The following is a 13,668-nucleotide window of genomic DNA, read 5'->3' on the forward strand; positions in this document are numbered from 1 at the left end:
ATTGATATCCACAAACGCCGTCAAGGACACGGCGAGGGAGCTTTGCATATGACGACCGGACGCGTGAACCCGGCTTTCACTCTTGAGGACCAAGGCATTACCGGGCTTGGTAACGTCTATTACAACCTGCTTGAGCCCGCCCTGATCCAAGAAGCGATCAAACGCGGCGAAGGCGAGCTTGGCCAAGGGGGCTCTTTCCTCGTAAGCACCGGCAAACACACCGGTCGTTCCCCCAAAGACAAATTCGTCGTTCGCACCCCGGACGTGGAAGACACGATCTGGTGGGAAAACAACAAACCGATGGATCCGGCGAAATTCGACGTTCTTCACGCCGATATGCTGGAGCACATGAAGGGCCGCGAGTTCTTCGTCGAAGATCTTTACGGCGGTGCCGATCCGGCCAACCGTCTCGACGTGCGTATGATCACCGAGCTGGCTTGGCATGGTCTGTTCTGCCGCACGATGCTGCGCCGCCCGGAACTTTCCGAACTGGACGACTTCACGGCGGACTTCACGGTCATCAACGTACCGTCCTTCAAGGCCGACCCGGAACGTCACGGCTGCCGCTCGGAAACCGTTGTCGCGCTGAACTTCGAGAAAAAGCTGATCCTGATCGGCAACACCGAATACGCAGGCGAGAACAAGAAAGGTGTCTTCACCCTTCTCAACTACATCCTGCCGGGCAAGGGCATCATGGCGATGCACTGCTCCGCCAACCACGCGCCCGACAATCCTGTCGACACCGCGATCTTCTTCGGCCTGTCCGGCACCGGCAAAACCACGCTGTCTGCTGATCCGTCCCGCGTTCTGATCGGCGATGACGAGCATGGCTGGTCCGACAAAGGCACCTTCAACTTCGAAGGCGGCTGTTACGCGAAAACGATCAACCTTTCGCCGACCGCCGAGCCGGAAATCTATGCGACAACGTTCAAATTCGGCACCGTGATCGAGAACATGGTCTACGACGAGCACACCAAAGTGCTTGATTTCGAAGACAGCTCTCTGACCGAGAACATGCGCTGTGCTTACCCGCTGCACTACATTTCCAACGCCTCGGAAACGGCGATGGGCGGTCATCCGAAGAACATCATTCTTCTGACCTGTGACGCCTTTGGCGTTCTGCCCCCGATCGCCCGTCTGACCCCGGCGCAGGCCATGTATCACTTCCTCTCCGGCTTCACCTCGAAGACCCCGGGCACCGAAGTGGGCGTGACCGAACCGATCCCGACCTTCTCCACCTGCTTCGGCGCACCGTTCATGCCGCGTCGTCCGGAAGCCTACGGCAACCTGCTGCGCGAAAAGATCGCGAAGCATGGTGCGACCTGCTGGCTGGTGAACACCGGCTGGACCGGCGGCGCTTTCGGCACCGGTTCCCGGATGCCGATCAAAGCGACCCGCAACCTGCTGCACGCCGCTCTCGAAGGCTCGCTGCATGACGTCGAGTTCCGTGAAGACGAGAACTTCGGTTTCGAGGTTCCGGTGTCCGTGCCGGGTGTGGCCGATGTGCTGCTCGACCCGCGTCGCACCTGGGCTGACAAAGATGCCTTCGACGCGCAGGCGCAGAAACTGGTTTCCATGTTCAAAGAGAACTTCGAACAGTACCTGCCCTACATTGACGACGACGTGAAAGCCGCCGCGATCAAGTAAGGCTCTCTTGTTTGAGACATATGACGCCCCGGACCATAGGTTCGGGGCGTTTTTCTTTGTACCCTCCGAGCCCTGTCGTCACCGAAGTGTCACGCCGCCCTGTCAGAACAGGGCCATGAAATATGCGCCTCTTTTCCTTCTCATCGCCGCCCCCGCTCTGGCACAGGAGACGGATTTCACCGACCCGGCGCTGATCGCAGCCGGGGCCACGGCGTTCACAGATTATTGTTCGTCCTGCCACGGTGAGGAAGCGCTCGGAGAGAATGGCCCCGACATTCAGGGATCGATTCTCAAAGACGTCACAGAAGCCGTACGCGGCATCGACCAGATGCCGGAAATTTGGCTCGATGACGGGGAACCCGAAGCCATCGCCGCTTTTCTTATGTCGCTGAACCCGAAAGTGGCGGAGATCAAACTGCGCCTTGAAGCCGCCAAGCTGAATTAAAACAGCCCGCGCCGGATCAGGTTCGCGCCCGCAACCAGCAGGACGAGTAGCGTCGCGCGTTTGAATTTCTTCTGATCCAGACGGTCCTGCACCCATTGCCCAAGCGCCATGCCCAAGAGAGCAGGCACCAACAACATCGCGGACAGCGGGATCGTCTGGGCGTTCAGAACACCGGACCGCAGATGCGCGATCAAAAGCGTGAGCGCGCCAGCGCCGAAAATCACGCCGGTGATCTTGATTTGCAATTTCTTCGGCGTGTTCACAGCGGTCAGGTAGGCGACCGTCAACGGCCCCCAGACCCCGGCAATCCCGCCGATCACGCCGGAGATCGCACCAAGGCCGAGATCGTAGAAGCTACGGTGATGTTCGGGAATGGTGAGCGCACGCCCGACGAGCAGGTAGCTGGCCAGAACCACGACGGCGATCCCGAGCGACAGGAACACCACGGATTGCGGCAAGATCACCACAAGCTGCGCCGACAGCATGATCATCACCAAGAGCGCCGCAATATAGAGCTTGTAGCGCACGGCCGCCTCGATGGCCTCCGCCACACCGCCACGCAGCGCCTGCCAGACGTTGGACACCACGGTCGAAAAGATCAGCCCTGCCAGCGCCAGTTCCGGCGACAGGAAAGACCCCAAGCCAGAGATCATGATCATTGGCATGGCAAAGCCCGTGGCGCCTTTGACGAAGCCCGCCAGAAGCGCGATGGCGATGGCCGCGATGACCTGCGGAAAGGTGAGAAGGGTCAGGAGACTGTCAATCATGCCCCCTGATAAGGGCGGAAGGCCGCCTGTGTATAGGGGAAACCCTGTGCCCCGATGCAGCCAGTGGTTTGCTTTGATTGGTCCAGAATCGCAGCAGCATCCACAAGGTCATTTTAAATCTCCAGAAAACCATTGTGTAAAATATTATTGCGCTGCGACTGCGAAGTGATTAGACAATCAGAAGACCCTGAGGAGGAGAGATTCCCATGGCCCTTGATCAACAGGAGCTGACCATGACGAACCCGATTTTGCCCGATCTTCTGTCCTTGACCGCCGCCGCAGTCGGTCCTGCCGAGGCGCTTCTGGACCGTGCCCGCGCGGCTCTGCGCATGGAGTTCATGGACGGCGACCGGATTTCCAGCCGCAAAATCGAGGCCAACCAAACCGCCGCCCACGGGCTTGCTTGGCTTGCGACCTATGTCGAGAGTCTGCGCCAGATGCAGAAATGGGCCGAAGCCTTGTCGGAGGAGGACAAGTTCGGCGAGATGGAGCAACTCATCCACCAGATCGCGTTTGGGGAATATCTGAATCAGATTTACGGCGGCATCCCGATGAATCAGGGCGAGATTTGTCGGCTTTCCGATCTGGGACTTGGCATCGTGCAGCCGAGCCATAACGAGGTCGTCAAACTCATGCTCTCCGGCAATTCCATCGCTGCGCGCACGCGGCTGGTTGAGCTAATGCGCGACAACTCCGGTCACGCGACCTTTGGCGCGTCCGGGCTTGATGACGAGCTGGAAATGATCCGCGACCAATTCCGCCGCTTTGCCGAGGAAAAGGTCACGCCCTATTGCCACGAATGGCACCTCAAGGACGAGTTCATCCCGATGGAGATCATCGAGGAGCTGGCGGAACTCGGTGTGTTCGGTCTGACGATCCCGGAAGAATACGGCGGCTTCGGATTTCCGAAAGCTGCGATGGTTGTGGTGTCTGAGGAGCTGTCTCGCGGCTATATCGGCGTTGGCTCACTCGGCACCCGCTCCGAAATTGCGGCGGAGTTGATCCTTGGCGGCGGCACCGAAGAGCAGAAACAGAACTGGCTGCCGAAACTGTCCTCCGCAGAAATTCTGCCGACTGCCGTGTTCACAGAACCGAACACCGGATCGGACCTCGGGAGCCTGCGCACCCGCGCGGTGAAAGAGGGCGAAACCTACACGGTCACCGGCAACAAAACATGGATCACCCACGCCGCGCGCACCCATGTGATGACGCTTCTGGCCCGCACCGATCCGAACACGACGGATTACAAAGGCCTGTCGATGTTCCTGGCGGAGAAAACGCCGGGCGACGATGAGAATCCCTTCCCCACCCCCGGCATGACCGGCGGGGAGATCGAGGTTCTGGGCTATCGCGGGATGAAGGAATACGAGTTGGGCTTTGACGGCTTCAAAGTCGATGCGAAGAACCTTCTCGGTGGCGAAGAGGGCAAAGGCTTTAAGCAGCTCATGGAAACCTTCGAGAGCGCCCGCATCCAGACCGCCGCCCGCGCCATCGGCGTGGCACAGAACGCGCTTGAGGTCGGGATGCAATACGCAGAAGACCGCAAGCAATTCGACAAATCCCTGATCGAATTCCCGCGCGTGTCCGGCAAGCTGGCGATGATGGCGGTCGAGATCATGGTGGCGCGTCAGCTCACCTATTTCTCCGCTTGGGAGAAAGATCACGGCCATCGCTGTGACCTGGAAGCGGGCATGGCAAAGCTCTTGGGCGCGCGTGTGGCTTGGGCGGCGGCAGACAATGCGCTGCAAATCCACGGCGGCAACGGCTTTGCGCTTGAGTATCAGATTTCCCGCATCCTCTGTGATGCGCGTATTCTGAACATCTTCGAAGGCGCAGGAGAAATTCAGGCTCAGGTGATCGCGCGGCGTTTGCTGTCCTGATCCTTCTCTGAAGACCAATTAGAAAGGCGGTGCGTCCTGCGCCGCCTTTTTTGCGAGCCGATCGAGAAATCGCTCCCGCGCGGCAGGGAGGCGGCGGTCGGACAGTTCTGCGGCGATTTTCGTCAAAAAATGTCCGGTGGTCAAAAGCCCCTGACCAATCTCCGTGAAATCGAGCGAAGATTGCCCCAAGAGACATTGCGGCAGGGGCAACAACCGATCCGCCCAGTCCCCTGCGCCCTGCCGCGACACGGCACGACCGGTTTTCGGGGAGACATAGATCAGATCATCTGGCGAGCCGCTGACCGCGCAAGAGGAGAGATCGAGGCCAAAGCCAAGTTCTTCCAACAGAGACACTTCCCAATGCAGATAGGCCAAGGGCCACATCGGATCCGTGCCGATCTTATCAAAAAGCGACAGGCTATCTGCGTAAAGATATCCGTGCGCCTCGCGCTCCGGGAGCAGAAAGGACAACATCGCCGCCGTCGCCGACATGCCCGCCAGCGCCAATGGATCGCCAAGCACATGAGCACGGCTTTTCACCGGCTCGAATGTAAAAGTGCCGAGATGATCTTCGATCCGGGCTTTCCACGTCACCGCGACTTGCCCGCCGGGTTGCAGATGCGGCGTCATCTTGCGCGAGATGCCGCCCCGCACGACGCCCGCATGACGACCGTGATCGGGGGTGAACACCTCGACAATCACCGAGGTTTCGCCATGTTTGCGGACGGCCAAAACCACCCCTTCATCGCGCCACTCGATCATGCGCCTGCTTCATTGTCGTTGCAAATACTCACATGACCCTGCCCCTCCAAGCGCGGAAGGTCAATCAAGGAGGATCAGTCGGAAAGACCCGCTTCGTCCAAAAGCGTGCGGCCCTGACGGTCCTCGACTTCGATGATCCAGAGGTCCGGGTCAAAAGAGCGCTGTTTGGCGAGGGAGGCATCCACTGTGCGCTCCTCGCCTTCGGCCAGAACCCTCCATTCGCGGCGATCTTCCATCAGGTTGAATTCGCGTTGAAAGGCTTTCGCCTGCCCGTCGAGCGTATTGAGTTTGATCATCACCGCCCCCGCCGTGGCGTCGCCTTTTTTCACGACGAAAGCGGGAATATCGGCAAGGCGCAGCCGCGTCAGATAGGCCGAGACCCAGACATCTGCGGTCAGTCGCGCCATCAGTTGCCGTCTTTGAAATCGAGACCCATCTCGCCGTAACGCTCCGCCTCTTCCAACCAGTTCGGACGCACTTTCACCTGTAGGAACAGGTGGACCTTGCGGTCGAGGAACTCGGAGAGTTCTTCACGGGCGGCACGGGAAATGCGTTTGATCGTCTCGCCGCGTTTGCCGAGGATGATGCCCTTGTGACCGTCGCGGGCGACATAGATCACCTGATCGACCTTGGCGGAGCCGTCCTTGCGCTCTTCCCAGTTCTCGGTCTCGACCGTGAGCTGATAGGGCAATTCTTGGTGCAGGTTCAGCGTCAGTTTCTCACGGGTGATCTCCGCGGCGATCATGCGCATCGGCAGATCGGCGATCTGATCTTCCGGGTAGAGCCACGGGCTTTGAGGCAGCTCGCGCGCCAGCCATTTGCGCAGATCTTCGACACCCCGGCCTTTTTCGGCGGAGATCATGAAGGTCTCCACGAATTGGCGACGCTCGTTCATCTTCTCGGCCAAACCGAGGAGCTTCTCCACGTCAACCATATCGATCTTGTTGATCGCGAGGGCGATTTTCTGTTTCGGGTTCGAATGTTCATCCAGAGCGTCCAGAATGGCTTCAACGCCTTCGGTGATGCCTTTGTGCGCTTCGATCAGAAGCACGACGATATCGGCGTCAGCAGCACCGCCCCAAGCAGCAGAAACCATCGCGCGGTCAAGACGGCGACGGGGTTTGAAGATACCGGGCGTGTCCACGAAGACGATCTGGCTGTCGCCTTCCATCGCGACGCCGCGAATGCGGGCGCGGGTGGTTTGCACCTTATGGGTCACGATGGAGACCTTGGCCCCCACCATGCGGTTCAAAAGCGTGGATTTGCCAGCGTTCGGCTCGCCAATCAGGGCAACAAAGCCCGCGCGGGAGGTCTGGTCTTCAGCCATGTTTGGCCTCCAGTTTTTGCAAAAGCGCCTTGGCGGCGGCCTGTTCGGCATGTCGTTTCGAACTTGCCTCAGAGCGTTCAGCTTCGCCACTCTCAAGCGTCACTTCAATGGTAAAGACCGGTGCATGATCCGGCCCTTTGCGGGCCACTTCGGAATACTTGGGCGGTTTTTGCCCACGGGCCTGCGCCCATTCCTGAAGCGAGGTTTTGGCATCGCGCGCATCGTCTTCGACACGGTCGATCCGTTTGCCCCAGAGTTTGCGAACAAGCGCTTTCGCCACTTCGAAACCGGCATCGCGATAGACGGCCGCAATCACGGCTTCCATGGCGTCGGCCAAAAGGGCTTCCTTGCGGCGCCCACCGGACATCATTTCAGAGCGACCCAGTTTCAGCACAGCACCGAGATCGATCTGGCGGGCCACGTCGGCACAGGTTTCCTTGCGCACCAGGGCGTTGAACCGCGGGGCAAGCTGGCCTTCTGAGGCAGATTTGTCTTTCTCGAACAGAGCCTCCGCCATCGTCAGGCCGAGCACGCGGTCGCCGAGGAACTCAAGGCGCTGGTTGTCGGGACGGGTGGGCGAGGAAATCGAGCTGTGGGTCAGGGCGCGCACAAGCAGGTCGGGCTGAGAGAACTCATGCCCGAGCCGCGTTTGGAACGCTTGGATATCGGCGGAAATCTTCACTGTAGAGCCTTAAAGAAACGATCTTTGCGCCAGTCCCAGAAGTAGACGAGACGAGTCCCGGCCGAGGAGAACATAACACGGCTGACTTTGCCCAGAAGATATTCTTCGGGAACAAAGCCGACACCGCCCGCAGATTGCGCCAGACGGCTGTCGGCGGAATTGTCGCGGTTGTCGCCCATGAAGAAGTAATTGCCTTCGGGCACGGTATAGACCGGCGTGTTGTCGAGAGAGATGTTGCGGATGTTGAGGATCGAGTGCTGACGGCCACCCGGCAGGGTCTCGATATATTTTTCTTTGAGACAGTCGCCGCCCTCGCCCGGCGTGTTGGTGCAAGCGGGATGACGTCCAGCCGCGCCTTGTTTTTCGAAGGTTTCGACAAAGTCACCATCGCGCGTCTGCGGCACTTCTTCACCGTTCAGGAAGATCACGCCATCCTTGATCTGCACCTGATCGCCCGGCAGGCCGATCAGACGTTTGACAAAGGTGCGGTGCTGGGTCGGGTGTTCGAAAACAACAATGTCGCCGCGCTCGGGCTCATGGCCGAGAATACGGTTGGTGACCGGGCAGAGGAAGTTGACCAGTTTCGGGCAGGACCATTTCGAGTAGCCGTAGCTCATCTTGTTGACGAACAGGAAGTCGCCGATGAGCAGCGTGTCTTTCATCGAAGACGACGGGATGTAGAAAGGCTGGAGGAAAAACGTGCGGAAGACCCCGGCGATCAGCAGGGCATAGACCACTGTTTTGACGGTTTCGACCAGACTGTCCTTGGTGCTGCTCATGGTTTTGTCCTTTTGAAGGCTGCCACCGCGATATGAAAGGCCCGGGTTGGGGTGTCAAGGCACACGCCTGTGATGGCGAGGGTTTCCCCGGAAAATACCGGCGTTTTAGGCACCTTCAGCCAGAGGACGGGCTTCGATCACCACAAATGCCTGTGCCCAGGGGTGATCATCGGTCAACGTGACATGGATAATGGCCTCATGTCCCGGCGGCGTCATTTCATCAAGACGCTCTTTCGCCCAGCCCGTGACCTCCATCACAGGCTGGCCGGTGCGCAGGTTCTTCACCGCCATGTCTTTCCAGGAAATGCCCATCGCAAGGCCGGTGCCAAGCGCCTTGGAACAAGCCTCTTTGGCAGCCCAGCGCTTGGCATAGGTTCCGGCGACATCGCGGCGACGCTCGGCCTTGGCCTGTTCGGTCTCGGTGAAGACACGAGTCTTGAACCGCTCCCCGAAACGCTCAAGCGTGCCGGAGATACGGTCGATATTCGCGAGATCAGAGCCGATGCCGAGGATCATGCGCGTCCCTTTCCGTTACGCCCGAACCTCGTCCATCAGGCGGCGCATTTCATGAATGGCCGGGATGATACCGCGGAAAATCGCTTCGCCAATGAGGAAATGGCCAATGTTCAACTCGGTAACCTCCGGCAGGGCAGCGATGGGTTTTACCGTTTCATAGGTCAGGCCGTGTCCCGCGTGGACCTCAAGCCCAAGCGAATGCGCGAAAGCCGCCATGTCGGTCAGGCGTTTGAGTTCGTCGTCACGCTCGGCAAATTTGCCTTCGGCATGCAAATCACAATAAGCGCCGGTGTGCAGCTCGACCACAGCAGCCCCGATGCGGTGAGCGGCCTCAATCTGGGGCTGGTCGGCGGCGATGAAGATCGACACGCGCGAGCCGGCTTCACGCAAGGGCGCAATGAAATGGGCGAGACGGTTTTCCTCACGCGCGACTTCCAGCCCGCCCTCGGTGGTCCGCTCCTCGCGCTTCTCCGGCACAAGGCAGATCGCATGCGGTTTGTGGCGCAGGGCGATTTTCTGCATCTCGTCGGTCGCGGCCATTTCAAGGTTCAACGGCACGGAGAGATTCGACACCAGCGCTTCGATATCGGCGTCGGTGATGTGGCGTCGATCTTCCCGCAAGTGCGCGGTGATGCCATCGGCCCCGGCCTCTTCCGCCAGTTTCGCCGCCCGGACCGGGTCCGGATAAGCCGAGCCGCGCGCGTTGCGCACGGTGGCGACGTGGTCGATGTTCATACCAAGGCGGAGTTTCGCACTCATGATCCTATTCCCAGACGGTTCGCATTTGCCCGGACAATACTGCGCAGAACGGGAAAGGAAACCGACAATCTATGATACCGCCGATCAAGGCTTGTGCGCGGCTTTCTTCGCCTGTTTCTTGCGGCGCAGCTCTTCGAGCTTGGCTTTGAGCCGACCGCGACGGCGGGACTGATAGGCAGAGATCATCGGCAGCGCGACGTAATAGGCGACCATACCCGCGATGAGGCCCGGAATGATGCCCCCGACAAGATAGGGAAAGAAGATCTCGTGCCAGAACCGGATGAGCGCGTCCCAATTGCTGTCCTTATCCGTGAACAGGGCCTGAAAATTGCGCCAGAAGTCATCGGCGGCGTCAAAAAACTTGCCGATAAAACTGCGCTCGTGGTGATGGTCGAACCGGGTGCCAAGCAAAAAGTGACCCATCTTGAGCGAGATCACCCCAATCGGCACATAGGTCAACGGATTGCCCACAAAGGTGGCCAGAAGTGCCGCGATCACATTGCCTCGCATCAGCTTGGCCAGAAGGGCGGCGATGATGAAATGCAAACCAAAGAACGGGGTGAAGACGGTAAAGACACCGACGAACACGCCGCGGGCGATCTTGTGGGGCGTGTCAGGCAAACGGTGCAGGCGGTGCTGCATATAGCGCACAGCCCGCCCCCAGCCGCGTTTCGGCCAGATCCATTGCGCCAGCCACTGCAGCGGCGTCAATTTATCCCGGCGTTTGAAAACCACGTTGTCCCCCGCAAACCCGTTCAGGGCCGCCTGTCCAAGTTCCTGTACCGGCGCACCCGTGCCACTTCGCTTTCCGCTTCGAGCGCGAGCATAACGGCATGCAGATGCTCCACGTCTCTCAGATCGACGTCCACAATCAGGCGATAGAAGTCCGGCTTGCGCTCCTGAAAGCGCAGGTCGGCGATATTGGCCTTCTGCTCACCGATCAACGTACAGATCCGGCCCAGCACCCCGGTGTCGTTCGAAATCGTGATGTCGAGCGACACGGTATATTCCGGCGCGTGCGGCCCCGCATGCCATTGCAGATCGATCCAGCGGTTCGTCTCGGCCTCAAGCTCTTCGAGCGCCGGGCAATCGATGGCATGGATCACCACACCTTTGCCACGATAAGTGATGCCGACGATCCGCTCGCCCGGCACCGGCTGACAGCAGGAAGCGCGGTTATAGCTTTCGCCTTCCGACAGACCGAGCACGGCACGGTTCGAATCTACCGCAGCGCTTTCGCGCACCAGTTCCGGGTAGACCGTGCGCACGACGTCGGAGGCGGCAAGTTCAGCAGAGCCCAAACGCGCCAAAAGCTCCACGGAATTGGTCAGCGACATTTGTTTCGCGGCCGTCGCGAGCGCTTTCTCAGAGGCCTTCTTGCCGACATGCTCAAACGCCACGCGCGCCAGTTCGCGGCCCAGCTTGACGAAACGCTCGCGGTCCTCTTCGCGCAGGGACTTGCGGATCGCCGCCTTGGCGCGCCCGGTGACAACGATGTCGAGCCATGTGCCCTGCGGGCGTTGGCCTTCTGCGGTGAGAATCTCCACCGACTGACCGTTTTTCAGCCGGGTCCAGAGCGGCACGCGAATGCCGTCCACCTTGGCCCCGACACAGCTATCGCCGATCCGCGTGTGGATCGAATAGGCATAGTCCAGCGGCGTTGCGCCTTTCGGCAGGGACACCACCTCGCCCTTAGGGGTGAAGGTGAAGACCTTGTCGGAATACATCTCCAGCTTGACGTGTTCGAGGAATTCGGAGTGATCTTCCGCATTCTCAAACCGTTCCGTGAGCTGGGCGAGCCATTTCGCCGGATCGACCGCAAAGGGGTTTTGCGCCCGCACACCATCTCGATAGGACCAGTGCGCCGCCACGCCGCTTTCGGCCACTTCGTGCATCTGGCGGGTGCGAATCTGCACCTCCACCCGCTTGCCGTCGCGGCCCGAAACCGTGGTGTGGATCGAGCGGTAACCGTTGGATTTCGGCTGGCTGATGTAATCCTTGAATCGGGTCATCACAGAGCGCCAACGCTGGTGGATCACACCAAGGACACGGTAGCAATCCATCTCGCTATGGGTGATCACGCGGAAGCCGTAGATATCCGACAGGCGGGAGAAGCTTTGCTGTTTCTCCTCCATCTTGCGCCAGATCGAATAGGGTTTCTTGGCACGCCCGAACACATCGGCCTCAATGCCTTCGCGTTCCAGCTCGGCGCGAATGTCATTGGTGATCTTGTGGATCACATCGCCGGTTTCGCGTTGCAGCGTGATGAAGCGGCGGATGATCGAATTGCGCGCTTCCGGGTTGATGACACGGAAGGAAAGGTCTTCCAACTCTTCGCGCATCCACTGCATCCCCATGCGGCCCGCGAGCGGCGCAAAGATGTCCATGGTCTCGCGCGCTTTCTGGAGCTGTTTCTCCGGGCGCATCGACTTGATCGTTCGCATGTTGTGCAGACGGTCAGCAAGCTTGACGAGAATGACGCGCAAGTCTTTCGACATGGCCATGAACAGTTTGCGGAAGTTTTCCGCCTGTTTGGTCTCTGTCGAGGAGAGCTGCAGGTTGGTGAGCTTCGTCACCCCGTCCACCAGCTCGGCGATCTCTTCGCCAAACTTGCGCGCGACCTCTTGATACGAGGCGCGAGTGTCCTCGATCGTGTCGTGCAACAGCGCGGTGATGATCGTCGCATCATCCAGCGATTGCTCGGTCAGGATTGCGGCGACGGCGACGGGATGGGTAAAATAGGGTTCCCCGGAGCGGCGGAACTGCCCCTCATGCATATCTCGACCGTAGGCATAAGCCTCGCGGATCAGATCGGCATTTGTCTTGGGGTTGTAGTTGCGGACCAGCGCGATCAGGTCTTCGACATCGATCATTTTGGTCCGCGAACTCCGTAGATTGGGGCGCGATCGCCCCGCATCTTAATTCTGACCCTGCGCTTCCATAAGGGCGCGCAGCAGTTTCTCTTCGGACATATCGTCCTCGGCCGGTTTGTCAGATTCCTGGCCCATGAGAAGCGCCATTTGATCGTCTTCCGGCTCATCGACCTCAATCTGGGTCTGATGGCTCTCGATCATCCGCTCGCGCAGGCTGTCGGCGGACTGGGTTTCCTCGGCAATCTCGCGCAGGGCGACAACCGGGTTTTTGTCATTGTCGCGATCGACAGTCAGGGACGAGCCAGATGCGATCTCGCGGGCGCGGTGGGCAGCGAGCATCACAAGCTCGAAGCGGTTCGGAACCTTGTCGACGCAATCTTCAACGGTCACGCGGGCCATGGGATCTCCAATCGTTCGGACGGGGGTGCAATTCAAAGGCTCTATTTAGGCGCTCACTCCGCCCTTGACAAGCGCCCTTTCAGATCATTCTAACCCTATTTTTACAGGATTTCGACCTCTGCGAGACGTTTCACCTCGCTTTTCTCCTCCTCAGGACGGGCCGCGAGCATCTCTTCAACGGTTTTCCCGAGGATCGGGTGCACCCAGTCGGGCGCGAGATCAGCAAAGGGAATCAGCACAAAAGCGCGATCCTGAATGCGTGGGTGCGGCAAGATAAGCTGATCCGGGGCCTGTACGCTTTGCTGCTCCAGCGGCAATTCGATCCAGCTCTTCACCAACGTCTCATTCGGAAGAATGGCGCTTTCGCAAGCAATCAAATCGAGATCAATCGGCCGTCCAGCCCAACGCGTCTTGCGCACGCGGCCATATTGATGCTCCACCTCATGCAGGATCGTCAGGACAGATTCGGGAGACAACGACGTTTCGATCTCAGCGACGAAATTGATGTAGTCCGGCCCCGCGCCTTTCGGAAAGCAGGGCGTCTCGTATATTTGACTGACGGACTTGATCTTGAGCCCCTTGCTCATTAATTCGCGCACAGCTGCTCGCAAGGTCTCAAACGGCGCTCCAACGATTGAAGGCAGATTGGCGCCGAAGGCTATCCATACGCGTTTTTTCGCCCACTCTTCGATGTGATTTTCCAACGCCCTCAACCGCCCTATATATTTAGACAAGTTTTGATTTGGCTGATTTCATACTATCTCACTGTGCAGAAAGCCAAGAACAACCGACGTTCCAATTTGTGGATGTCCAAAAAACAAGACAAAAAGGA

15 protein-coding genes are annotated in these 13,668 nt (G+C 59.1%); 3 read left to right on the forward strand and 12 right to left on the reverse strand.

All coding sequences use genetic code 11. The features are described 5' to 3' along the window. Window positions 1–48: 48 nt before the first annotated feature. Together ACYBHZ_RS02670 and ACYBHZ_RS02675 are read left to right on the forward strand one after the other, a co-directional pair. Window positions 49–1,647 (forward strand): phosphoenolpyruvate carboxykinase, encoded by a 1,599-nt coding sequence (locus ACYBHZ_RS02670; protein ID WP_460272626.1) that lies wholly within the window; start codon window positions 49–51, stop codon window positions 1,645–1,647. A 115-nt stretch (window positions 1,648–1,762) separates the two neighbouring features. Beyond that, a complete protein-coding gene (locus ACYBHZ_RS02675; RefSeq protein ID WP_460272627.1) occupies window positions 1,763–2,092 on the forward strand; it encodes a c-type cytochrome in 330 nt (109 codons plus the stop codon). Here the strand turns inward: ACYBHZ_RS02675 and ACYBHZ_RS02680 are convergent. Continuing rightward, window positions 2,089–2,859: a sulfite exporter TauE/SafE family protein gene (locus tag ACYBHZ_RS02680; protein ID WP_460272628.1), complete on the reverse strand. Its 771-nt coding sequence runs from the start codon at window positions 2,857–2,859 to the stop codon at window positions 2,089–2,091. The two genes, ACYBHZ_RS02675 and ACYBHZ_RS02680, sit on opposite strands and share 4 nt — an antisense overlap. A 206-nt stretch (window positions 2,860–3,065) precedes the next feature. On the opposite strand from ACYBHZ_RS02680, the gene ACYBHZ_RS02685 reads away from it, so the two are divergent. After that, window positions 3,066–4,739 (forward strand): acyl-CoA dehydrogenase family protein, encoded by a 1,674-nt coding sequence (locus tag ACYBHZ_RS02685; protein ID WP_460272629.1) that lies wholly within the window; start codon window positions 3,066–3,068, stop codon window positions 4,737–4,739. Window positions 4,740–4,757: 18 nt separating this feature from the next. Here the strand turns inward: ACYBHZ_RS02685 and recO are convergent, their stop codons facing one another. From recO to folK, 11 genes are all read right to left on the reverse strand, one after another. Beyond that, window positions 4,758–5,501: a DNA repair protein RecO gene (gene recO / locus ACYBHZ_RS02690; protein WP_460272630.1), complete on the reverse strand. Its 744-nt coding sequence runs from the start codon at window positions 5,499–5,501 to the stop codon at window positions 4,758–4,760. 74 nt (window positions 5,502–5,575) lie between these two features. Then, window positions 5,576–5,908, reverse strand: coding sequence for a DUF1491 family protein (locus tag ACYBHZ_RS02695; protein WP_460272631.1), 333 nt, complete (start codon window positions 5,906–5,908; stop codon window positions 5,576–5,578). Then, entirely contained in the window at window positions 5,908–6,828 is a 921-nt protein-coding gene (era, locus tag ACYBHZ_RS02700; protein WP_460272632.1) for a GTPase Era, read from the reverse strand. The genes ACYBHZ_RS02695 and era overlap by 1 nt, the downstream gene beginning before the upstream one ends. Further along, the gene (gene rnc, locus ACYBHZ_RS02705) at window positions 6,821–7,510 is read right to left on the reverse strand and encodes a ribonuclease III (protein WP_460272633.1); all 690 of its coding nucleotides are present in this window, start codon (window positions 7,508–7,510) and stop codon (window positions 6,821–6,823) included. Before rnc ends, era begins: the two co-directional genes overlap by 8 nt. Continuing rightward, entirely contained in the window at window positions 7,507–8,289 is a 783-nt protein-coding gene (gene lepB / locus ACYBHZ_RS02710; RefSeq protein WP_460272634.1) for a signal peptidase I, read from the reverse strand. The genes rnc and lepB overlap by 4 nt, the downstream gene beginning before the upstream one ends. 105 nt (window positions 8,290–8,394) lie before the next feature. After that, window positions 8,395–8,805 carry a holo-ACP synthase gene (gene acpS, locus ACYBHZ_RS02715; RefSeq protein WP_460272635.1) on the reverse strand — a complete coding sequence of 137 codons (411 nt, stop codon included), beginning with the start codon at window positions 8,803–8,805 and terminating at the stop codon, window positions 8,395–8,397. A 15-nt stretch (window positions 8,806–8,820) separates the two neighbouring features. Beyond that, window positions 8,821–9,564, reverse strand: a complete 744-nt coding sequence (locus tag ACYBHZ_RS02720) for a pyridoxine 5'-phosphate synthase (protein ID WP_460272636.1) — start codon at window positions 9,562–9,564, stop codon at window positions 8,821–8,823. An 84-nt stretch (window positions 9,565–9,648) separates the two neighbouring features. Then, a complete protein-coding gene (locus ACYBHZ_RS02725) occupies window positions 9,649–10,275 on the reverse strand; it encodes a DUF2062 domain-containing protein (protein ID WP_460272637.1) in 627 nt (208 codons plus the stop codon). Between the two features lie 44 nt (window positions 10,276–10,319). Further along, window positions 10,320–12,437: a RelA/SpoT family protein gene (locus ACYBHZ_RS02730; RefSeq protein WP_460272638.1), complete on the reverse strand. Its 2,118-nt coding sequence runs from the start codon at window positions 12,435–12,437 to the stop codon at window positions 10,320–10,322. Window positions 12,438–12,482: 45 nt separating this feature from the next. Continuing rightward, the gene (gene rpoZ, locus ACYBHZ_RS02735; protein WP_460272639.1) at window positions 12,483–12,836 is read right to left on the reverse strand and encodes a DNA-directed RNA polymerase subunit omega; all 354 of its coding nucleotides are present in this window, start codon (window positions 12,834–12,836) and stop codon (window positions 12,483–12,485) included. A gap of 101 nt (window positions 12,837–12,937) precedes the next feature. Then, window positions 12,938–13,570 (reverse strand): 2-amino-4-hydroxy-6-hydroxymethyldihydropteridine diphosphokinase, encoded by a 633-nt coding sequence (folK, locus tag ACYBHZ_RS02740; RefSeq protein WP_460272640.1) that lies wholly within the window; start codon window positions 13,568–13,570, stop codon window positions 12,938–12,940. Window positions 13,571–13,668 lie beyond the last annotated feature (98 nt).

Source organism: Celeribacter sp. ULVN23_4 (assembly GCF_054788345.1).